At 63.7% G+C, this 20439-nt stretch carries 20 protein-coding genes and 1 pseudogene; 15 read left to right on the top strand and 6 right to left on the bottom strand.

From position 1 onward, the window contains the following. Window positions 1–171: 171 nt before the first annotated feature. Window positions 172–369, top strand: coding sequence for a hypothetical protein (locus ACE4QZ_RS05140; protein ID WP_103463468.1), 198 nt, complete (start codon window positions 172–174; stop codon window positions 367–369). Here the strand turns inward: ACE4QZ_RS05140 and ACE4QZ_RS05135 are convergent. Both ACE4QZ_RS05135 and ACE4QZ_RS05130 read right to left on the bottom strand, forming a co-directional pair. Beyond that, on the bottom strand, window positions 320–1501 hold the full coding sequence (locus ACE4QZ_RS05135; protein ID WP_103463358.1) for a multidrug effflux MFS transporter: 1182 nt from the start codon (window positions 1499–1501) through the stop codon (window positions 320–322). The genes ACE4QZ_RS05140 and ACE4QZ_RS05135 overlap by 50 nt on opposite strands. A 107-nt stretch (window positions 1502–1608) precedes the next feature. Beyond that, complete coding sequence (locus ACE4QZ_RS05130) at window positions 1609–1806, bottom strand: heavy-metal-associated domain-containing protein (protein ID WP_014589568.1); 198 nt, start codon at window positions 1804–1806, stop codon at window positions 1609–1611. A gap of 145 nt (window positions 1807–1951) precedes the next feature. On the opposite strand from ACE4QZ_RS05130, the gene ACE4QZ_RS05125 reads away from it, so the two are divergent. The 5 genes and pseudogenes from ACE4QZ_RS05125 (at window position 1952) to ACE4QZ_RS05105 (ending at window position 7308) form a co-directional block, all read left to right on the top strand. After that, the gene (locus tag ACE4QZ_RS05125; protein WP_021783984.1) at window positions 1952–2338 is read left to right on the top strand and encodes a hypothetical protein; all 387 of its coding nucleotides are present in this window, start codon (window positions 1952–1954) and stop codon (window positions 2336–2338) included. A 52-nt stretch (window positions 2339–2390) separates the two neighbouring features. Further along, window positions 2391–4790 carry a heavy metal translocating P-type ATPase gene (locus ACE4QZ_RS05120; protein ID WP_410480410.1) on the top strand — a complete coding sequence of 800 codons (2400 nt, stop codon included), beginning with the start codon at window positions 2391–2393 and terminating at the stop codon, window positions 4788–4790. Further along, on the top strand, window positions 4787–5197 hold the full coding sequence (gene cueR / locus ACE4QZ_RS05115) for a Cu(I)-responsive transcriptional regulator (protein WP_021783982.1): 411 nt from the start codon (window positions 4787–4789) through the stop codon (window positions 5195–5197). The genes ACE4QZ_RS05120 and cueR overlap by 4 nt, the downstream gene beginning before the upstream one ends. 167 nt (window positions 5198–5364) lie before the next feature. Beyond that, window positions 5365–6402 (top strand): annotated as a pseudogene (locus tag ACE4QZ_RS05110) (cache domain-containing protein); the annotation flags it as partial. A 138-nt stretch (window positions 6403–6540) separates the two neighbouring features. Beyond that, window positions 6541–7308, top strand: a complete 768-nt coding sequence (locus ACE4QZ_RS05105; RefSeq protein ID WP_370626959.1) for a methyl-accepting chemotaxis protein — start codon at window positions 6541–6543, stop codon at window positions 7306–7308. A 66-nt stretch (window positions 7309–7374) separates the two neighbouring features. Here ACE4QZ_RS05105 and ACE4QZ_RS05100 read toward each other — a convergent pair whose 3' ends face one another. Further along, a complete protein-coding gene (locus ACE4QZ_RS05100) occupies window positions 7375–8154 on the bottom strand; it encodes an AraC family transcriptional regulator (protein WP_410480409.1) in 780 nt (259 codons plus the stop codon). An 89-nt stretch (window positions 8155–8243) separates the two neighbouring features. Beyond that, window positions 8244–9521 (bottom strand): acetyl-CoA C-acetyltransferase, encoded by a 1278-nt coding sequence (locus ACE4QZ_RS05095; RefSeq protein WP_103443429.1) that lies wholly within the window; start codon window positions 9519–9521, stop codon window positions 8244–8246. A 117-nt stretch (window positions 9522–9638) separates the two neighbouring features. Between ACE4QZ_RS05095 and ACE4QZ_RS05090 the strand changes: the two genes are divergently transcribed. The 8 genes from ACE4QZ_RS05090 (at window position 9639) to ACE4QZ_RS05055 (ending at window position 15835) form a co-directional block, all read left to right on the top strand. Next, a complete protein-coding gene (locus tag ACE4QZ_RS05090) occupies window positions 9639–10991 on the top strand; it encodes a 3-oxoacyl-ACP reductase (protein ID WP_338444581.1) in 1353 nt (450 codons plus the stop codon). 2 nt (window positions 10992–10993) lie between these two features. Further along, window positions 10994–11845, top strand: a complete 852-nt coding sequence (locus ACE4QZ_RS05085; protein ID WP_410480408.1) for a MaoC family dehydratase — start codon at window positions 10994–10996, stop codon at window positions 11843–11845. 77 nt (window positions 11846–11922) lie between these two features. After that, window positions 11923–12228, top strand: a complete 306-nt coding sequence (locus ACE4QZ_RS05080; RefSeq protein ID WP_021783976.1) for a MazG-like family protein — start codon at window positions 11923–11925, stop codon at window positions 12226–12228. After that, the gene (locus tag ACE4QZ_RS05075) at window positions 12225–12974 is read left to right on the top strand and encodes a methyltransferase domain-containing protein (RefSeq protein ID WP_410480407.1); all 750 of its coding nucleotides are present in this window, start codon (window positions 12225–12227) and stop codon (window positions 12972–12974) included. The genes ACE4QZ_RS05080 and ACE4QZ_RS05075 overlap by 4 nt, the downstream gene beginning before the upstream one ends. A gap of 22 nt (window positions 12975–12996) precedes the next feature. After that, a complete protein-coding gene (locus tag ACE4QZ_RS05070; protein WP_021783974.1) occupies window positions 12997–13632 on the top strand; it encodes a DUF4136 domain-containing protein in 636 nt (211 codons plus the stop codon). 19 nt (window positions 13633–13651) lie between these two features. Beyond that, entirely contained in the window at window positions 13652–14221 is a 570-nt protein-coding gene (locus ACE4QZ_RS05065; protein WP_021783973.1) for a DUF4136 domain-containing protein, read from the top strand. A gap of 247 nt (window positions 14222–14468) precedes the next feature. Continuing rightward, the gene (locus ACE4QZ_RS05060) at window positions 14469–14939 is read left to right on the top strand and encodes a prepilin peptidase (RefSeq protein WP_021783972.1); all 471 of its coding nucleotides are present in this window, start codon (window positions 14469–14471) and stop codon (window positions 14937–14939) included. Between the two features lie 119 nt (window positions 14940–15058). Further along, a complete protein-coding gene (locus tag ACE4QZ_RS05055) occupies window positions 15059–15835 on the top strand; it encodes a response regulator (RefSeq protein ID WP_410480406.1) in 777 nt (258 codons plus the stop codon). 74 nt (window positions 15836–15909) lie between these two features. Here ACE4QZ_RS05055 and ACE4QZ_RS05050 read toward each other — a convergent pair whose 3' ends face one another. Then, on the bottom strand, window positions 15910–17574 hold the full coding sequence (locus tag ACE4QZ_RS05050; protein ID WP_103463360.1) for a ShlB/FhaC/HecB family hemolysin secretion/activation protein: 1665 nt from the start codon (window positions 17572–17574) through the stop codon (window positions 15910–15912). A 92-nt stretch (window positions 17575–17666) separates the two neighbouring features. Beyond that, window positions 17667–20021 (bottom strand): peptidoglycan glycosyltransferase PbpC, encoded by a 2355-nt coding sequence (gene pbpC, locus ACE4QZ_RS05045; RefSeq protein WP_103463361.1) that lies wholly within the window; start codon window positions 20019–20021, stop codon window positions 17667–17669. A 77-nt stretch (window positions 20022–20098) separates the two neighbouring features. On the opposite strand from pbpC, the gene ACE4QZ_RS05040 reads away from it, so the two are divergent. Next, entirely contained in the window at window positions 20099–20392 is a 294-nt protein-coding gene (locus tag ACE4QZ_RS05040; RefSeq protein ID WP_004577004.1) for a hypothetical protein, read from the top strand. Window positions 20393–20439: the final 47 nt, after the last annotated feature.

The raw sequence follows: 20439 nt of genomic DNA, 5'->3' as shown, positions 1-20439 counted from the left end.
CGCAAAACAAAGCGAAGGTTCTGGGGCTTTACAGGCATTGGGCCCAAAGCAGGAAACACCGCCAGGGAAATGCACACACTTACCGTCAGTCAGGACGCTGAAGCCGTGTCATGGCAGGCTGGCGGGCCAGCGCTACACTTGATCGGCTCCCCTTCCTGGAGGTATGCCGCGATGAAAATTATCGTAAGTGCGTCGAGCCGAAACCCCGCCTGCCCTTGGCAGGTCCAGCTTGATCAGCATGTGGTCAGTTTCCGCAGCGAAGCCGAGGCACGTGCCTTCGTCGCCACGCTGGAAACCCGGCTGCAGGCACCTCATCCGCTTATGCGGGAGCCCTGGCCTGCAAACGCCGGGTCAACAGCGCGACACTGACCACCAGCGCCCCGCACAGGCTGATCACGATTGCCATTGGCACTGCACTGCCATCATGCAGCAGCCCGACCAGTGCCGCCGCGCCCGCAGCTACGCTGAACTGCACACAGCCCATCAGTGCCGAGGCGCTGCCGGCGCGCGCGCCCTGTCCACTCATGGCGCAGGCCGAAGCATTGGGAATGATGCAACCAAGGCTGGCGATACAGATGAACAGCGGCACCAGTAGCGGCCACAACTGCGCAGGGCGCAAGGCCGCCACGCCCAGCAGCACCAGGCCCGCAACCAGATACAGCCACACCGCGCGCCCCAGCAGGAAGGCCGGTCCGCGTTTGGCCAGCAGGCGGGCGTTCACCTGCGCCACCAGAATAAAACCTGCGGCGTTGGTGCCGAACAGCCAGCCGTAGTGCTCAGCGGGCACGCCATACAGTTTGATGAACACGAAAGGCGAACCGGCGATATAGGCAAACATGCCGGCAATGGCGATACCACCGGTCAGGGCATGGCCGAGGAAAACCCGGTCAGCCAGCAGCCGCAGGTACTGGCGCAAGGCGCCAGACAGCGGCTGACGCGGTATATGCTCAGGCAGGCTTTCCGGCAGGCCCAGGCTTACCGCCAGCAGGCAGCCGGCACTGAACAAGCTCAGAGCGAGGAAGATCGACTGCCAGCCGGCCAGATTCACCAGCACCCCACCCAGCATCGGTGCCAGGATCGGCGCGAGGCCCATGACCAGCATCAGTTGCGAAAACACTTTGGCTGACGCTACCGGATCGCACTTGTCGCTGACGATGGCCCGCGAAAGCACCATACCGGCACAACCACCCAGTGCCTGGATGAAACGCGCCACCACCAAGGTATCGAGGTTGGGGGCGTAGGCACAGGCCAGTGATGCCAAGGTGAACAGCGTAACGCCGAACATCAGCGGTTTGCGGCGGCCAAAACGGTCGGCAACCGGCCCATAGGCCAGCTGCCCGATAGACAGGCCCAGGAAGTAGGCGGCCAACGTGGCCTGGACGTGTTTTTCATCGGTGGCGAACGCTTGCGCCATGGCCGGGAAGGCTGGCAGGTAGAAGTCGATCGCCAAGGGCCCGAACGCACTGAGTGCGCCCAGGATGAGCACCATTCGCAGGTTCATCAGGAATCCATAGCAGGCTAAGCAAGTGACTGATTCTACCTGCTGTGGACCCTATCGATGTGAAAACATTTGCAACACTGTTACCTCCGGCGGGAGCAATCAGGTCTTCAGGCGAGTTCGGCCTGATACCCCTCATCCCGAATCGCAGTGAGAATCTGCTCCTGCGCCAACTCGCTCTGCACACGCACCTGTTTGCCCGCCAGATCAACTTCCACCCTGGCTGCCGCATCCTGCTCCTGCACCGCGCGGGTCACGGCTTTCACACAATGGCCGCAGGTCATGCCTTGTACATTGAACACTTGCATAGGGGTTGCCTCCTTCAGGTTTTCCACAAGTCTCAAGCTTGCCATCAGGGCAAGGTCAAGCCCTCCCTGCAACACCCGGGGTGGAAATCCGCGTCCGCGTCGGCCAAGCTGCGCCTTTGACGATCAGGCAAGCAGGAGATTTTTCATGTTCAGGGCAGCATTGGGCGTCGTCGGGCTATTGGGCGCGCTGGCTGTGGTGCCACCGGCCTTCGCCGAGGGCAACTCAGCCTACAGCGTACTGATCATTTCCCGGGAGCGCCTGGAAGTGGCCACCAATTGCGAAATCGGCGTGTACCTCAACGACCAGCTTTCCGGGCGCGTTTTCCAGGAGCAGTCCACCTCGTTCAACCTGCCGCCTGGCCCGGTGGATGTGCGTCTGCGCCTGCTACCTGGGCAAATGCCGGGTTGCGCAGCAGGTATAGAGGACCAGCGCAGCACGCGGTTGAATCTGCAGGCGGGCCAGATCAACAAATACCGCATCGCCATGGGGCAATATGGGCTGGAGTTGAAACGAGCCGACCTGGGCTATTGACCTTGCCTGCGTGGCAAGGTTGATGCTGGAGGCCTGTCCAAGGAGGAGAGCCATGCCCGCATCCACCACATACGACCTGCCGATCTCCGGCATGACCTGCGCCAGCTGTGCTGGCCGGGTCGAGCGCGCCCTGCGCAAGGTCACCGGCGCTGAACAGGTCAGCGTAAACCTCACCACTGAAAAAGCCCGGGTTGTAGCCCCGCCTGCCAGCCTGCCAGCGTTGGTCGAAGCCGTGCGCGAGGCCGGTTACGGGGTACCAACCCGCACCCTCGAACTGCAGATAGGCGGCATGACCTGTGCCAGTTGTGTCGGCCGAGTAGAGCGCGCCCTGGGCAAATTGGCCGGGGTCAAGCAGGTCAGCGTCAACTTGGCCAGCGAACGCGCGCACCTCGAAGTGCTTGCGGCCCTGGATGACAACCTGCTGATCGACGCTGTGCAAAAGGCAGGCTACAGCGCCAGCCTGCCACAATCGACCAAGGACGACCAAAGCGCTGTCCAGCGACGCCTGCGCAACGAGCGCCTGGCAGTTGGTGCAGCCTTGCTGTTGGCCCTGCCGCTGGTATTACCCATGCTGGTACAACCGTTCGGCTTGCACTGGATGCTACCCGCCTGGGCGCAGTTCCTGCTGGCCACCCCCGTGCAGTTCATTCTCGGTGCCCGCTTCTACATTGCAGCCTGGAAGGCCGTGCGCGCCGGTGCCGGCAACATGGACCTGCTGGTGGCCCTGGGCACCAGCGCTGGCTATGGCCTGAGCCTGTACCAATGGGCACAGGCTCCCGCCGGCATGGCCCCGCACCTGTACTTTGAAGCCTCGGCCGTGGTTATTGCCCTGGTATTGCTGGGCAAGTACCTGGAAAGCCGCGCCAAACGCCAAACCGCCAGTGCCATCCGCGCCCTCGAAGCCCTGCGCCCGGAACGCGCCGTGCGTGTGGTCGACGGCCTGGAGGAGGACGTGGCGATCGCCCAGTTGCGCTTGGGCGACCTGGTACTGGTCAAGCCCGGCGAGCGCTTCCCGGTCGACGGCGTGGTCGAAGACGGCAGCAGCCACGCCGATGAGGCCCTGATCAGCGGCGAGAGCCTGCCAGTGCCCAAGCAACCCGGCGACAGCGTCACCGGTGGCGCCATCAATGGCGAAGGCCGGCTGCTGGTGCGTACCCAGGCGCTGGGCACCGAGACCGTGCTGGCGCGCATCATCCGCCTGGTGGAAGACGCACAGGCCGCCAAAGCGCCGATCCAGAAGCTGGTCGACCGTGTCAGCCAGGTGTTCGTCCCCGCTGTGCTGGTACTGGCCCTGATCACCCTGATTGGCTGGTGGCTGGCGGGGACACCGCTGGAAACCGCGCTGATCAACGCCGTCGCCGTGCTGGTCATTGCCTGTCCCTGCGCCCTCGGCCTGGCCACGCCCGCCGCGATCATGGCCGGCACCGGGGTCGCCGCCCGCCACGGCATCCTGATCAAGGATGCCGAAGCCCTGGAGCGTGCCCATGCGGTCAACCGCGTCGTGTTCGACAAAACCGGCACCCTCACCTCCGGCAGCCCGCGGGTGGTTCACAGTCAGGCGCTGGACGGCAACAGTGCCGACCTGCACCGCCTGGCCGGCGCCCTGCAACGCGGGAGTGAACACCTGCTGGCCAAGGCGGTGCTGGTGGCCTGTGCAGAGCAAGGGCTGGACGTGCCAACCGTTGCCGACAGCCAGTCGCTGACCGGGCGCGGCATTGCCGGTCGCGTTGAAGGCCGTGAACTGGCGCTGGGCAACCGCCGACTGCTTGACGAAAGCGGCCTGCAGCCCGGCGAATTGGCCGCCCAGGCCCAGGCCTGGGAAGCCGAAGGACGCACACTGTCGTGGTTGATCGAACGCGGTACGCAAGCAAGAGTGGTGGGCCTGTTCGCCTTTGGTGACAGCCTCAAGCCCGGCGCCGCGCAGGCCATCGCCACCCTGCACGCCCAACACATCAGCAGCCACCTGCTGACCGGTGACAACCGTGGCAGCGCCAGAGTGGTTGCCGAGGCCCTGGGCATCGACGATGTGCATGCCGAAGTGCTACCGGCCGACAAGGCCGCAACCGTGACCGCGCTCAGGCAGGATGGTGTGGTCGCCATGGTTGGCGATGGCATCAACGATGCACCGGCGTTGGCCGCGGCCGACATCGGCATTGCCATGGGTGGCGGTACCGACGTGGCCATGCAGGCCGCCGGCATCACCCTGATGCGTGGCGACCCGCGCCTGGTGCCCGCCGCGCTGGAAATCAGCCGCAAGACCTACGCGAAGATCCGCCAGAACCTGTTCTGGGCATTCATCTACAACCTGATCGGCATCCCGCTGGCCGCGCTGGGTTACCTCAACCCGGTACTGGCGGGTGCTGCCATGGCCATGTCCAGCGTCAGCGTCGTCAGCAACGCACTGTGGCTCAAAACGTGGAAACCCACCAGCAGTACCCAGGAGGCGCCATGAATATCGGTCAGGCCGCCCGCCGCAGCGGGCTCAGCACCAAGATGATCCGATACTACGAATCCATCGGCCTGCTCAAACCGGCCACACGCAGCGACAGCGGCTACCGGCTGTACCAGGCGGAGGACTTGCACAACCTGGCCTTCATCAAACGCTCCCGCGATCTGGGCTTTTCCCTTGAGGAGGTCGGCAAGTTACTGACCTTGTGGCAGGACCGCCAACGTGCGAGCGCCGATGTGAAGGCGCTCGCCATGCAGCACATCGATGAACTGAACCGGCGCATCGAGGAACTGGTGAGCCTGCGCGACACCCTCGGCGAACTGGTTTCGCATTGCCAGGGCGACGATCGCCCGGACTGCCCGATCCTCAAAGACCTGGCCAATGGCGCTCCTGGCAACTGCTGTCACTGAGCTGCCACGAGCTTTTGGTATGCCATAAATGTCCAAACACGACCGAATAGTCACCAACCACGACTTTATCCAATAAATACAGGCGTTTTGGCTTCATTAAACCCGGATGCTGCCGATGTAGTTGCTACCTGCCTCGTGTGTCAAAAATAAAAGTTCCGGGAGCGTCGATGAACATCAAACAGAAACTGACCTGGGCATTCGCGGTCATCGCCGGCTTGCCCATCGTTCTCGTGGCCACCTTGGTGGTCATCAACCTGCGCGGCGAAGCCCGCGATGGATTCCTCGACAGCAGCAGCCGGGAAATCCGCCAGGTCAGCAACGCGATGAACATCTTCTTCCAGGGGATCAACCAGAACGTCGAGTACATGGCTTCCCAGCCAATGGTCGCCGCCACGGGTAGCGAGCTGAACAAATACATGAGCGCAAACCCGTCCTACGAACTGGGCGAGCAGGCCAGCAAAATACTCGATTTCATGACCCGCCTGGCCAACTCACATCCCGCCTACGCCTACCTGTCCTACGGGGTGAGTGACGGCGGCTACACTGGGTGGCCGGCCGGCCAGAAGTTTGTCAATTATGACCCACGCACGCGCCCCTGGTACCAACTTGCCATGGCCAACCCTGGCAAGACGTTGCGCACCGGCGCCTACTACTGGGCCGCCGACGATGCGGTGCTGGTCAGCACCGTGCGCACCGTGGCCAACCAGCTGGGCAACCCCGGCGGCGTGGTCAACATCGACGTGTCGCTCAAAGGCCTGACCGAGATCGTCAAGCAGATCAAACTGGGCGAAAGCGGCTACCTGATGCTGGTGGAAAGCAACGGCAACGTGATGGTCGACCCACGCGACGCCGCCCACAACTTCAAGCAGCTGGGAAGCTTTGGCGACGGTTACGCCAAGCTGGCCAAAGCCGGCAAAGGCCTGGTCGAGGTCGAACTCAATGGCGTGCACTACATGGCCAACGTCTACCCCGACCAGCAACTGGGCTGGACCTTCATCGGCCTGATCGAACAAAGCGAAGTGATGCAGACCACCACCCGGCTCACTTGGCTGATCGGCGTCATCGCTGTCGTGTTGGCCGCACTGTTCGCGGTGGTCGGTGCGGCCTTTGCCAAGCTGATCGTGCGCCCGATCAACAGTGTCACCAATGGCCTGGAAGACATTGCCCAAGGTGAGGGTGACCTGACCCGCAACCTGGAAATCCGCGGCCGCGACGAAACCGCCCAACTGGCCAGCTGGTTCAACCAGTTCCTCGGTGCCATTCGCAGCCTGATCCAGCATATCGGCGCTGCTGCCAGCAAGATCCTCAGCACGTCCAGCAGCTCGACCCGCGTCTCCAGCGACATGGCCGAGGCGGCCGGCCGCCAGCGCGAAGCCGTGGACATGGTTTCCACTGCTTTCCACGAAATGGTCGCCACCGCCAATGAAGTGGCACGCTCCTGCAGCCAGGCGGCGCAGTCGGCCGACAGCGGCCAGCAGCAGGCCCGCGAAGGCCAGCAGCAGATCGATGCGGCGGTACACAGCGTTGATCGCCTGAGCCAGGAAATCGAGCAATCGGCGCAGTCTATCCAGCAGCTGGAGCGTGACAGCAACGCCATTCAGTCGATCCTCGGCACCATCCGTTCGATTGCCGAACAAACCAACCTGCTGGCCCTCAACGCCGCCATCGAGGCGGCCCGTGCCGGTGAGCAGGGCCGTGGCTTTGCCGTGGTGGCCGACGAAGTGCGGGCGCTGGCCAAGCGTACTGCCGACTCCACCGCCGAAATCGACGGTTTGCTGGGCAACCTGGCCAGCCGTACCGCCGAAGTGGCCGAGCAGATGCACGCCAGCCTGGAAGTTTCGCAGCAGTCGGTGAGCCGTATTGGCCTGGCCCGCGACAGCTTCGGGCAGATCCGTGAGTCGGTGGACGTCATCCGCGACATGAATACCCAAATTGCTACGGCGGCCGAAGAACAGCATCAGGTGGCCGAGGACATCAACCGGCACATCAGCCAGATTCACGGGGATGCGCAGTTGGTGGCCGAGCTGGCCCAGGCAGCGCGCCAGGACTCCGAGAGCCTGGCCGGGCTGTCCAATGAGCTGGATACGCTGGTGCGCAGGTTCCGCACCTGATGTATCTGCCTGTGCCGGCCCTTTCGCGGCTAACCCCGCGAAAGGGCCGGCACAGGCCACCGAAAATCAGAGCTTCAATTCCCCCGGTGTCGCGCCAAACAGCTGCTTGAACGCCGCAATGTAGGCCGACGTGGAGTCATACCCACACCCCAGCGCCGCCTCGGTCACATTCTCCCCCGCCTCCAGCAACGCCAGCGAAGACAACAGCCGCATGCGCTGGCGCCAATTACGAAAGCTCAACCCGGTTTCCCGTTGAAACAGCCGCATCAGCGTCTTCTCCGAACACCCCAGCTCCCGCGCCCATTGCTGCAAGGTCTGCGACTGATCTGGTGCAGCGATCAAGCCATTGCACAGCGCCAGCAAACCAGGGTGGCGGGGCAACGGCAGCGAAAAACCGACTTCCGGCAAGGTGCGCAACTGGTCGAGCAGCACCGCCACCAGACGCGCCTCGGAGCTGTCGTCTTCTGGGTAATCCGCCGGGAACAGGCAGAACTGCTTGATCAGCTCGCGCGCCAGCGGCGTCACTTCCAGAACCCGGCATTGTTCCGGCGCCCATGGGCAGGCATCGCGGCGCACATACAGGCTGCGCATCTCGGCTTGCATCGAGGTGACCACTTCATGCTCGGCATCGGCAGGGATCCATACCCCCCACTGCGGAGGGGCAAAGTAACTGCCGTCGCGTGTGTACACGCCAAGTACGCCGCTGATGGCATAGGAGAACTGTACCCAGTCGTGCTGGTGGCGAGTGGTCCAGGAGCCGGCGCCAAGGCTTTCGGCACGGGCGTAGAGCGGTCTGGGCAGGTGTTCCAGCGCGGGGATGGCGCGGGGGTGTCCGATGATCGGCATGGTTTCTTCTTTTAGTTCTGACCAGACAAGCCTAACAGCTGGATCATGATCAAGGCACTCGCCGCCTCTGCAGTTACCCTGGAGGGGCTTCAGCGCTCGACGATAACGGTCACCCCCTGCCCGCCTGCCGCACAGATCGAAATCAGCCCGCGCCCCTTACCCGCCGTCGCCAGCAGCTTGGCCAGGCAGGCCAATATCCGCCCACCGGTTGCCGCAAACGGGTGCCCGGCCGCCAGCGAACTGCCCTTGACATTGAGTTTGCTGCGGTCGATCGCGCCAAGCGGCGCCTCCAGGCCCAACCGTTCACGGCAGTAATCGGCATCCTCCCAGGCCTTGAGCGTGCACAGCACCTGGGCAGCAAAGGCTTCGTGGATTTCGTAGTAGTCAAAGTCCTGAAGCGTCAGGCCATTGCGTGCCAGCAAGCGCGGCACGGCATACACCGGCGCCATCAATAACCCTTCGCGCCCCGTGACAAAATCCACCGCAGCGGTTTCGCCATCGACCAGATAGGCAAGCACCTGCAACCCCTGCTGCTGCGCCCACGCCTCGCTGCCCAACAGCACCAGCGAAGCACCATCGGTCAACGGCGTGGAATTACCCGCCGTCAATGTGCCTTGCCCGCTGCGGTCAAAGGCTGGTTTGAGCCTGGCCAACTGCTCAAGGCTCAGGTCGGGGCGCAGGTTGTTGTCCTGTGTCAGCGAAAGAAACGGCGTCAACAGGTCGTCCTGCCACCCCTCGGCATAGGCCGCTGCCAGCTTCTGGTGGCTGAGCAGCGCCAGTTCGTCCTGCTCGGCGCGGCCAACGCGCCAGGTGTGGGCCATGCGCTCGCAATGCTCGCCCATCGACAACCCCGTACGCGGCTCGCTATTGCGTGGTAGTTCGGGTTTCAGGTGATGAGGCCGCAGCTTGAGGAAGGGCTTTAACCGTTCGCCAAGGCTTTTGCCACGGTTGGCCTGCAGCAATATATGGCGCAAGCCTTCGTTGACGGCGATGGGCGCATCGGAGGTGCTATCGACACCGCCAGCAATACCGCAGTCGATCTGCCCCAGGGCAATCTTGTTGGCCACCAGCAGCGCAGCCTCCAGCCCGGTACCGCAGGCCTGCTGAATGTCATAGGCCGGGGTCTGCGGTGACAGGCGCGAACCCAACACGCACTCGCGGGTCAGGTTCATGTCGCGCGAGTGCTTGAGCACGGCACCGGCCACCACCTCGCCCAACCGCAGCCCGTGCAGGCAATAGCGTTCGATCAAGCCTTCAAGCGCGGCCGTGAGCATCGCCTGGTTGCTGGCCGTGGCGTAGGCGCCATTGGAGCGGGCGAAGGGGATCCGGTTGCCGCCTAGGATCGCGACCCGGCGAGTTGAACGCATGCGCTGGTTCCTCCTGAAACAATTTGATCGGTACAGCCTAGGTGTTTTTACCGCATTCGAACGACCCTGCCGCAAAGTTGGTCCACACTTTCAAGCTTGCCTTTCGGGAGACCCCTCATGAGCGATCGCTACCTCGGTTTTGCCAACTCCAATCTCGGCCGCCGCCTCGTGGATGCCCTTGGCCTGCCACGCCCGGCGCCACTGGAGCGCTGGCAGGCTGGCCGCCTGCGCCCGGTAGAAGGTGCCCTGATACTGGGTGGCGGGCCACTGGCGAAGCAGGTCGAAGCCATCGCCCCGCGCCTCACTGACGAGGTATACAGCTTCAATGCCGACAACCTGCAGGCTGAAGCCTGGGTGGCCGGCCTGGGGCCGAAAATCAAGGCCGTGGTATTCGATGCCAGTCACTTGTCCGACAGCGATGCACTGAAGCAGTTGCGTGAATTTTTCCAGCCGCTGCTACGCAGTCTGGCCCCATGCGCCCATGTACTGGTGCTGGGCCGTGCACCGGAAGGCCTCGACAACCCACTGGCCAGCGTTGCACAGCGTGCCCTTGAGGGCTTCAGCCGCTCACTGGCCAAGGAACTGCGCAACGGCGCCACTGCCCAGCTGTTGTATGTCGCCCCCGGTGCCGAAGATCAGCTGGAAGGCGCCCTGCGCTTCTTCCTCTCGCCAAAGAGTGCCTTCATCTCTGGCCAGGTTCTGCGCCTGCAAGCCTGCACCAGCCAGGTGGAAGACTGGACCCGCCCACTGGGCGGTCGCCGTGCGCTGGTCACGGGGGCTGCGCGCGGTATCGGCGCCGCCATTGCGGAAACCTTGGCACGGGACGGCGCCGATGTACTGCTGCTGGATGTACCGCAGGCCAGCCAGGACCTAGACGCCCTCGCTGCACGCCTCGGCGGCAAGGCACTGCCACTGGATATATGCGCTGGCGATGCGGCAACGCAACTGCTCGCGGCCCTGCCCGACGGCATCGATATTGTGGTGCACAACGCCGGTATCACTCGCGACAAGACGCTGGCCAACATGACTCCGGAATACTGGGACGCCGTGCTGGCCGTGAACCTCAAGGCACCGCAGGTGCTCACCCAGGCGCTGTATGACAATGGCGCGCTGGGGGAAAACGCGCGCATCACCCTGCTGGCCTCGGTCAGCGGCATTGCCGGCAACCGCGGGCAGGCCAACTATGCCGCGAGCAAGGCCGGGCTGATTGGCCTGGCCCAGGCCTGGGCGCCACGGCTCGCCGAGCGCGGTGGCAGCATCAACGCCATCGCTCCCGGTTTCATCGAAACCCACATGACTGCAGCCATGCCCATGGGCCTGCGCGAGGCAGGGCGGCGCTTGAGTTCGTTGGGCCAGGGTGGGCGCCCGCAGGACGTCGCCGAAGCCATTGCGTGGCTCAGCCAGCCAGGCTCCGGGTCGGTCAACGGCCAGGTGTTGCGGGTGTGCGGTCAGGCACTGATGGGAGCTTGAGCATGAGCCGACAATGGCACGATCTGCACAACCCGGCCGCCCGCACCAGCCTGTACCTGCGCGCAGCCAGCAAACGCACCATCAGCGGCGACCGGCTGCCGGACGATGGCCTGCGCTGTTTCATTCGGGTTCAGCCGGGCAACCTGGGGGCGTATCGAAGGCTTTGCCACTTTCCCGATGATGGTCGCCTGCCGGGGACTTATCCACATGTGATGGCGTTTGCCCTGCAATTGCAGTTGATGACTGCCGATGATTTCCCCTTTCCACTGCTTGGCCTGGTACACCTGCACAACCGCATCGAAGTGCTGCGCCCCCTTGGTGCTGTCGAAGGGCTACGTTTTGCGGTGCACGCGCACAACCTGCAGCGCCATGCCAAAGGTGGCACCTTCGACCTGGTCACCGAGGCTGAAGATGGCATCGGCCTGCTCTGGCGCGAGACCAGCCGCATGTTGGTGCGTGGCTTGACGCTGGAAGGCGAGGCAAGTGAGACCGCCGACACTGAGCCTGTTCCATTGCCCGAGGCCACCCGCTGGTATGCCGACAGTGATATCGGCCGGCGTTATGCCAAGGTGTGCGGGGATTACAACCCTATCCACCTCAGCGCGGTCAGTGCGCGGTTGTTCGGCTTCCCAAGGGCCATTGCCCATGGCATGTGGACCAAGGCCATGGCCTTGGCCGCGCTGCGCGGGCACCTGCCGCACAGTGGCTATGCCTTTGAGGTGGACTTCCGCAAGCCGGTAAGGTTGCCTTCGGAGGTGCTGCTCAGTGCCAGTGAAGCGGGCCCTTCGGGCCAACTGCGCCTGGATGGGCACGGGGGCGTGCTGCATATGGTCGGCCGTTGGGAGTACCTGTAGGCCGGGCCTGTCCTGGCGGTATACGCTTGCTTTGCATCGGGCCTGGGCAGAAGCTATGCAGCAATAGGAGACCCCCGATGAACCTGCAAGAAATCACCCAACGCCTGCATCAGATCCGCGATACCAACGACTGGCGCGGCTTCCACAGCCCGAAGAACCTGGCCATGGCCGCCAGCGTCGAAATGGCCGAGCTGGTAGAAATCTTCCAGTGGCTGAGCGAGGACGAATCGCGCCAACTGCCTGCCGACAAACTGGCCCACGCCGGCCAGGAAATCGGTGACGTGGTGCTCTACCTGTTGCTGCTGTGCAGCGAACTGGGTCTGGACATGGACCAAGTGGTGCGTGCCAAGCTGGCCGACAGCGAGAGGCGCTTCGCCCGATGAACGATCGTCATTTCGATGAGCTGGCCACCCGCTTTGCCGAAAAGATCTATGGCGGCGCCAAGGGCGCGATCCGCCTGGCGGTGTTGCAGGCCGACCTGGCCGAAGCGCTACCCGACCGCCCGCTACGCATCCTCGACATCGGCGCCGGGTTGGGCCACATGGCCTTGTGGCTGGCCGAGCGCGGCCACCAGCTGACCCTGGCCGAACCCGCGGCGCCCATGCTCGACGGCGCCAGAGCGCGCTTTGCCGAAGCCGGCCAGGCCGCCACTTTCATCCAGGCGCCCTGGCAAGACCTGCTCGGCCAACTGACCGAGCGCTACGACCTGGTGCTCTGCCACGCCGTACTCGAATGGCTGGCCGAACCCGAGAGCATCCTGCCGGTGCTGCACCAGCTCACGGCCCCCGGCGGTTGGTTATCGCTGGCCTTCTACAACCGCGACGCCCTGGTCTATCGCAACCTGCTCAAGGGCCATTTCCGCAAGTTGCGCAGCAACCGGCTGGAAGGTGAAAAGCAGAGCCTGACCCCACAGAAACCGCTTGATCCACGCGAACTCAAGGCGCAACTTGAGCCTATGTGGCAGGTTGAAAGCGAAAGCGGCGTGCGGGTGTTTCACGACTATATGCCCAAGGAATTCCAGGGCAAGGCCGAGCTGCTCGACCTGCTGGAAATGGAACTGGCCCACCGTCGCCACCCCAGCTTCGCCGGGCTTGGCCGCTACCTGCACTGGGTTTGCCGCCCCCGCTAATCCGCCGCGCCGGGAGGAACACATGCCGTACCGTTTGTTGTGCCTGGCCTTGCTGCCCATTGCCCTGGCTGGCTGCCAGGGCAGCAACCCGTATGTGGCCAGCAGCCGCCCGTTACCACCGGCCCCTGCCCAGGCGGCCACCACCTTCGACGCCAGTGCCTACCCAGCGCCCGTTCGCGATTACGGGCACTACCGCAGCTGGAGCTGGCGCAACGGGCAGTTGCCCAGCGGCGCTGTAGGTGCCGACCCGGCGCAACTGGCCGATGCGGTGAGCGGCGCGCTCGATCAGCATGGCCTGCGCCCCTCTCGCGCAGGCCCTGGCGATTTGCTGGTAAGCGCCGGTATACGCCTGGAAAAACGCTTGCGCCAGGTGCGTGACTACGACAGCTACGACCCCTACTACGGGCCGTACCCTTATGGTGGTGTGGGCTATGGCGGCTATCACCATGGTTATGGGGGCTATGCCAGCGTGCCCATCGTGCGTACCTACGAGGTCGAAGTCCTGGTGGTGCGCATCGACCTGTACGACGCCCGCAGCGGCCAGCCGGTCTGGAGCGCCAGCGCCGAAAGCAGCAGCAACAAGGACTCGCCCCGCGAGCGCGAAAGTGCCTTGCGCGATTCTGTGCACAAGGCGCTCAGCGGCTATCCTCCCAGTTAATAGCTAACGGAGAACCATCATGTTGCGCCGTCTCGTTCTACTGTCATTCGCGTTGTTGCTCGCTGCCTGCTCAAGCAACAACGTCCAGCAGGATTTCGATGCCAGCCGCGATTTTGCCGCCTACCGTAGCTGGGCATGGCAGGAGCCGGGCCTGCAGTACCGCCCGGATGACCCACGGATCAAGAGCGACCTTACCGAGCAGCGCATTCGCCAGGCGGTGGCAGACCAACTCGACCAGCGCGGCCTGCGTCCTGTACAAGGCGGAGCGCGGCCGGACCTGACCGTACGCACGTACCTGATCGTGGAACAGCGCCAACAACAGATCACCACCAACTACGGCGGTGGCTGGGGTGGCTACTGGGGCGGCTACTGGGGTGGCCCGATGTACAACGAAACCCGCAGTGTCGACTACAAGGTCGCCACCATTCAGGTCGACCTGTTCGATGGGCGTGACGGCAAGCTGGTATGGCGCGGCAGTGCCGAGCAGATCATGAACAACTACCCGCCAAGCCCAGAAGAACGTAACAGCGCTATCCAGAATACCGTGGCCAAGGTGCTGGGCAACTACCCACCGGGGAGCAAAAAATAGCGCTAGAACGCGGCTTTTGCATACGCCGTGGCACTGTGGGAGCGGGTGCACCCGCGCCCACAGAGATCGCGATTCCAAGTACGACTGCAACCCCTGCCAGGCCTGTGTCAACTGCGACAAAATCCGTTTCGACAGCGCCTTTTTCTATTGCCAACTGCACTCCCCCGCATGTTCCCGTCTATCTTCATTTAAGGAAACCTGACTGACCGGGTAGATGTGTTCAACATTTGGGAAGGGCGACCTGCCAATGCAAAGCATTGTTCTCCTGCTGTGGCTTGCCTTGTGCTCCGAACAGGATGTGCGTCAACGCCAGATCTCCAACGTGCTGACCCTGGGGGTGGCGAGCTGCGCCCTGGCCTGGTTGTTCAGCACTGGTCACAGCTGGATAGGCGCCGATGCCAGCGATGCCGGCTGGGCGCTGGCCATCGTCATGCTGCTGACCTTGCCAGGCTACATGCTCGGCCGCTTCGGTGCCGACGACGTCAAGCTGATGGGCGCCCTGGCCCTGGCCACCAGCCCGCAGTATGTGCTCGGCACCTTCATTGGCGCGGGCGTCAGTGTGCTGGTCTGGCTACTGACACGCCGGCGTCTGTGGACGCTGCTCAACCCCAAAGTGAAAAAACGTTTGCAGGAACTGACCGAGGAAATGGGTGATAAGCAGGCATTTGTCCCCTATGTGTTATCAGGTTTTCTTCTGACGGCCGTATGGATCCAATAAGCCTTCCAGTGGTCCGATGACTTGTACACACCTTGTACATTGTCGCCTGGTGCGACTACTTTTAAGCTGCCAGAGCGTCTGGCATGGGAGCAGGGCCGTATAAGAACAGGGAGTTGATCGTGTCCAGATCAGTGAGTGAAGTGAAGGTGTTGGTGGTTGATGACCAACCGGTCATTGTCGAGCAACTGAGTGAATTCCTCGAAACCAAGGGCTATGCCTGCGTTACAGCCCTCTCAACCGACGAAGCCATCGAGCACTATGTGGCAGACCCGACTATTGGCTTGCTCATCTGTGACCTGCACATGCCAGATCGGGATGGCATCGAGCTGGTACGCGCATTGAAAGAGATCAACGGTAGCCAGCGCATGTTCGAAGCCATCATGTTGACTGGGCGTGCCGAGAAGCAGGACTTGATCCGGGCGCTACGCGAAGGTTTCGCCGATTACTACCAGAAGCCGATGGACCTCGATGAACTGCTGGAAGGCGTCCGCCGGCAGGAAGAGGCCTTGCTGGAGCGGCGGCGCAACCTCAGTGATCTGGGTGGCTTGAACCAGCGCTTGCAGGAACTGGCCGAGTCGGTGGACGAACTGTATCAGGACCTGGAAAAAGCCCGTGGCCAAGGTGCCCACCGGCGTGCCAGTGATGCAGAAGAAAGCGAAAGCGAGCTACCGGCAGCGTTCGAGAAACTGTCACCACGCCAGCTGGAAGTGGCGCGCCTGGTAGGCAAGGGCAAGACCAATTACCAGATCGCCTGCGAACTGGGCATTACCGAAAACACCGTGAAGCTCTATGTGTCTCAGGTATTGCGTTTGACGCATATGCACAACCGCACCCAACTGGCTCTTGCGCTGCCCCCCAGCTCGTCGCCCGTGCACCAGCGGTTCACGACCCATTGAGTGAAGGCGCGGCACACCATTTTGGAGCAGCCCCGCGCTGCGAAACGCTGCTCCGGCAAGCCCATATTTGCCTGCTACAACTGAATTGCCAGGTTCAATGTCAGCCGAGGCCCACGGTCCAGGCTATCCAGCGCCACATCCGCCAACGGCTTGGCCACTTCCAGCGCCACATTGAACAAGTGCCCACCCCCTAACCGCACACCCAGCGCCACCGAAGCCAGATGGGCGTCCTCCACCGGCCCCCGGTTATGCCAGGCCTGAGCGGTATCCACCACCGCATAGGGTTGAACCCGCGCAAGCCAGCTACTGCGCACGCTGTAGTTGAGCTCGTAAGCCACCCCCCAGCCCTTGTCACCGTCCGCCTGATCGCGCGGGTAACCGCGCCCGAAATTCTGCCCGCCAAACCCCGCTCGCTCGCTGTCAGGCAATCGATCATCACTCCAGTACAACGCCCCGGACACCACCCCCTGCCAGTTATCCAACAGCCTGTCGCTCTGCAGACCGGAAAGCCGCAAGCGCAGGAAATCGAGATCGTAGTCAGCATCGCTGCGTGCTCCCAGGTAGTCCAGCCCCTGATGGACCCCGGCACTGACGATACGCAAACGCCCCTGCTCCACCATGCGCCAGTCACCTTCAAATGACAGCGCCCGCACATAGGTGTCGTACTTGCGAGACGGTGGCTGTTCGGCCATCCGGTCTTCACCATGCTCACTGACTGAATACACGTGGCCCTGCACCGCCAGCCACTCATTCGGCCTTACAACCACCGGCTGACGCAGGCCGATCGCATAGCGCTCACTGTCGTGCTTGCGGGTGATATCGCGGCCATCGTCCAAACGTATGCGCGTGCCGGGCTCGCTGCGGTAGCGCGACGCCGACAGCAGCAGTTGGCTTCCGGCGGCGTCCAGGTATTGGCTGTAATCGAGACGCTGGTAGTAGACCCGGTCATTGCCAGGGGGCAGCAGCCAGCTGGCCGTTACGCGTTCGCCATGGCGGGTCTGGGCATTGCTGGCTACGGTGATCAGGGCCTGTGCAGCATCACGGCTGGAGTCGGCCACGGTCACAGCGGCGCTGAGTGGCTTGCGCCGTGCATGCACGGTCAGCTGGGCGACACCATCGGCAGCACGCGCCATTGCCAGTTCGGCCTCTACCACGACCCCTGGCATGCGCGTAGCCAGGCCCAGATAGCGCTCCAGCGTTTTGCGGGTCAGTGGGCGCTCGGCCTCGATGCGCGCCAGCAACTGCTGCAAATACTCATTGGCCGATCCAATATCGCCGTCCACGTGGTAATCACGTACGTAACCTTCGACCAGCACCACATTGACCCTGCCATCGGCCACATCCTGAGGCGGCAGGTAGGCATACGACAGCAAGTAGCCCTCCTGCCGGTAGCGTTGGGTCAGGCGCTGGGTGTATTGCTGCAATTCACCCAACGTGGTTTCGCGCCCGATCAGCGGCTGATAGTGTTCGCGCAGGTCGCCCAAGGGGAACACCGTGCCGCCCTCGAAGCGCACTTTATGCAGCACCAGCCGGGTGTTGGCCGGGGCCCAGCTGGGATTGTCGATAGCCGCCCCTGCCAGCCGTATGCTGGGGCGCACAGGGGAGTAGTCCGTCATCGGCAGGTTGGCGCTGGGCAGACGCCGCTCGTATTCATGGCTGTCGAGAAACCCCGGCAACGGCTCGGCGTGGGCAGCAAGTGCCCAAAGCAGCAACATCAGGGGCACGAGCAGAGGACACATAGGGCACTCCATGTTCCCATGGGTTGCGGGGCACCAGCCGGCCACACCCGTCACTTGCAAGCGTAGGTGCTGGCCCGGCTGCCGTCGAACATCTACTCGCTGACCTGGAACGCCACCCGCGCCGTCTGACCGCTTTCGTCCAGCGCGCTGAGTTCAGCCTGCCCGACCTGTGGCAAACGCAGCAACAGGCTGTCTTGCCCTTGGGTTTCACCCAGCGGCTGGCCGTTGAGGAACCACCAGCGCCGTCCACCACCACCCAAGGCAGAGACCTGCAATTGCAGCGGCTCAGTGCTGGTGGCCGGGCGACGCAGATTGTCGCCTGGGCGCACACCGACGATCGACAGCGGTGGTGCACTGGCCGGCGCCTGCGGCGGGCAGGCCGGGTCGATGGCCGGCAATCGCGCCAGGCGCCGCTCGACACGGGGTAGCCACGGCTCCAGTGGCGCCGGCCACAGGGCGATGTCACGAGCCCTGGCGCCCGGGCAGCTACCATCGACCCGCAAGCCCTGCTCGTTGACCCACACTTTTTCACGCAAGCCCAGGCCCAGCGGCTGGTCGGCTGCCTGCAAGGTTGGCGGCGTGGTGCCGTCCAGGGTCCATGCAAAGCGCTGACGCCGACAGTTGGTGTCCTGCTTGCTCATCGGCTGGCCCAGCGGCCAACAGATCGCCGCAACACCGATATTCGCAGGTACCCGCTCTACAGGGACGCTGATGCCGCGTTGGCTGTCGCGATTGCTCAACAGATCGTGCACCTGCAACATCAGCGGCGCCGCCGACGCCAGGCCGAACTGCCCGGGTACCGGTGTACCGTCGGGGCGGCCAATCCATACGCCGATCAGGTAGCGCGGCCCCACGCCAATCGACCAGGCATCGCGAAAGCCGTAGCTGGTGCCGGTTTTCCAGGCCAGTTGCGGGCGCTGCACCAGTTCGGCGTGCGGGTCGCGGTCCGGGCGCGCCTGGCCACTGAGGATACGCCGGATGATCCACGCCGCCCCTGGCGACAGCAACCGGTGCTCCACCAAGGGGGCCTGTGGCTGCAGGCGCACCTGCGCACTGTTGCCCCCCCGCGCCAGCGCCGCGTAGCCGCCGACCAGGTCTTCCAGCCGGCTGCCGGCCCCCCCCAGGATCAACGACAGGTTGGGCTCGGCAAGGGGCGGCAGTATCAGCGGCATGCCCGCCATGCGCAGTTGCGCGGCAAAGCGTTTCGGGCCGTAGGCTTCCAGCAATTGCACGGCGGGCAGGTTGAGCGACAGGGCCAGCGCCGAGCTGGCCGACACAGGCCCGCTGAAACCCATGGAGAAGTTGCCGGGGCGGTAGTCGCCGTAGCGTCGCGGAACATCCTGCAACAGCGATTCGGAATGGATCAGGCCATCGTCCAGCGCCATGCCGTAGAGAAAAGGCTTGAGGGTGGAGCCGGGCGAACGTAGCGAGCGCACCATGTCGACATGGCCAAAGCGGCGCTCATCAGACAAATCTACCGAGCCCAGGTACGCGCGCACCGCCATGCTCTGCGCTTCAACCACCAGAATGGCGGCCGAAGTACGCTCCGGCAGCCGCGCGCGCCAGCCCAGCAGCAAGTCTTCGAGGCGCCGCTGAAGCGCAGCGTCAAGCGTGGTGCGGATCAGCGGCGGGCTGTCCGCGCGGTTCAGGCGCCGGGCCAGTAATGGCGCCAGGGCCGGTTCCTGCCGCGGCGCCAGCACCAGCGGCTCCTCGGCCGCCTCGCGGATTTGCTGGGCCGGCCATACCTGGTATTCAGCCAGGCGCTGCAGCACCTTGTCCCGGGCACGCTGGGCACGCTTGGGGTGGCGGTCCGGGCGCAGCCGGCTGGGTGCCTGGGGCAGCACGGCCAGCAATGCCGCTTCGGCAGGTGTCAGGTGCCGGGGGGACTTGCCCAGGTACGCCCAGCTGGCTGCCGCCACGCCCTGAAGCGTGCCGCCGAAAGGTGCGCGGTTCAGGTAGATCTGCAGGATGTCGCGCTTGGACAAGTGCCATTCCAGCTGCAACGTGCGCCATAGCTGGCGCAGTTTGCCAACCAGGGTACGGTCGTGCGGGTCGAGCAGGCGTGCCACCTGCATCGACAATGTGCTGCCGCCCGACACGACACGCCAGCCGCGCAGGTTCAGCCAGGCCGCGCGGGCCAAGGCCAGCGGGTTGACCCCTGGGTGGTTGTAGAACCAACGGTCCTCGTAAGTCAGCAAGGCCTGCAGGTAAAGCGGCGAAACCTCTTCGGGGCTTACGGGGTAGCGCCACACGCCATCAGCATCAGCAAAGCGCCACAACGGCGTGCCGTCTTCGGCCAGCACTACCCGGGCCAGGTCATCACCCGGCAGCGGCAGCGGCCAGATACGATCAGCCAGCCACAACAGGCCGCCCAGCACCAGCAAACTGATCAATGCAGCACGCAACAACCTGCCCGCACGGCTGCGTGGTCGCGCTAAGCTTGGCATCGGGAACCGACCTGGCCAGGTAATGGCCAAAGGCTTTGGGACGACAACCTCGCCGATTTTTTCATCAGGAAGCAACTATGCATGTAGAAGGTTTTTTCGAGTGGCTGGGCCAGGCACTGGGGTCGTTGATCCGCTTCATCGTCGACGCATTGAGCGGGCTGTTCAACCTGCTGGCCAATGCCGGTGGCAACTTCATCGATGGTCTGTCGCGCACCTTGGGCATGGACACCTCGCTGCTGAGCATCCTGGCCCTGATCATCGGCCTGATGCTGCTGTACTCGGCAATCCGCGCATTCATGCGCGCCTCGATCATCCTCGGGATCATCTGGCTGGTGCTGGGGCTATGGGTGATGAGCTGGGTGATTCACTGAACGCACAATGGCATACCCTTGCAGGAGCAGCACGCGGCTGCTCCTGC

It is taken from the genome of Pseudomonas sp. DCA-1, assembly GCF_046523955.1.
GTDB lineage: Bacteria > Pseudomonadota > Gammaproteobacteria > Pseudomonadales > Pseudomonadaceae > Aquipseudomonas > Aquipseudomonas putida_Y.
Note: the sequence above shows the minus strand (reverse complement) of the source record. Positions and strands in the feature narration are given on the sequence as shown.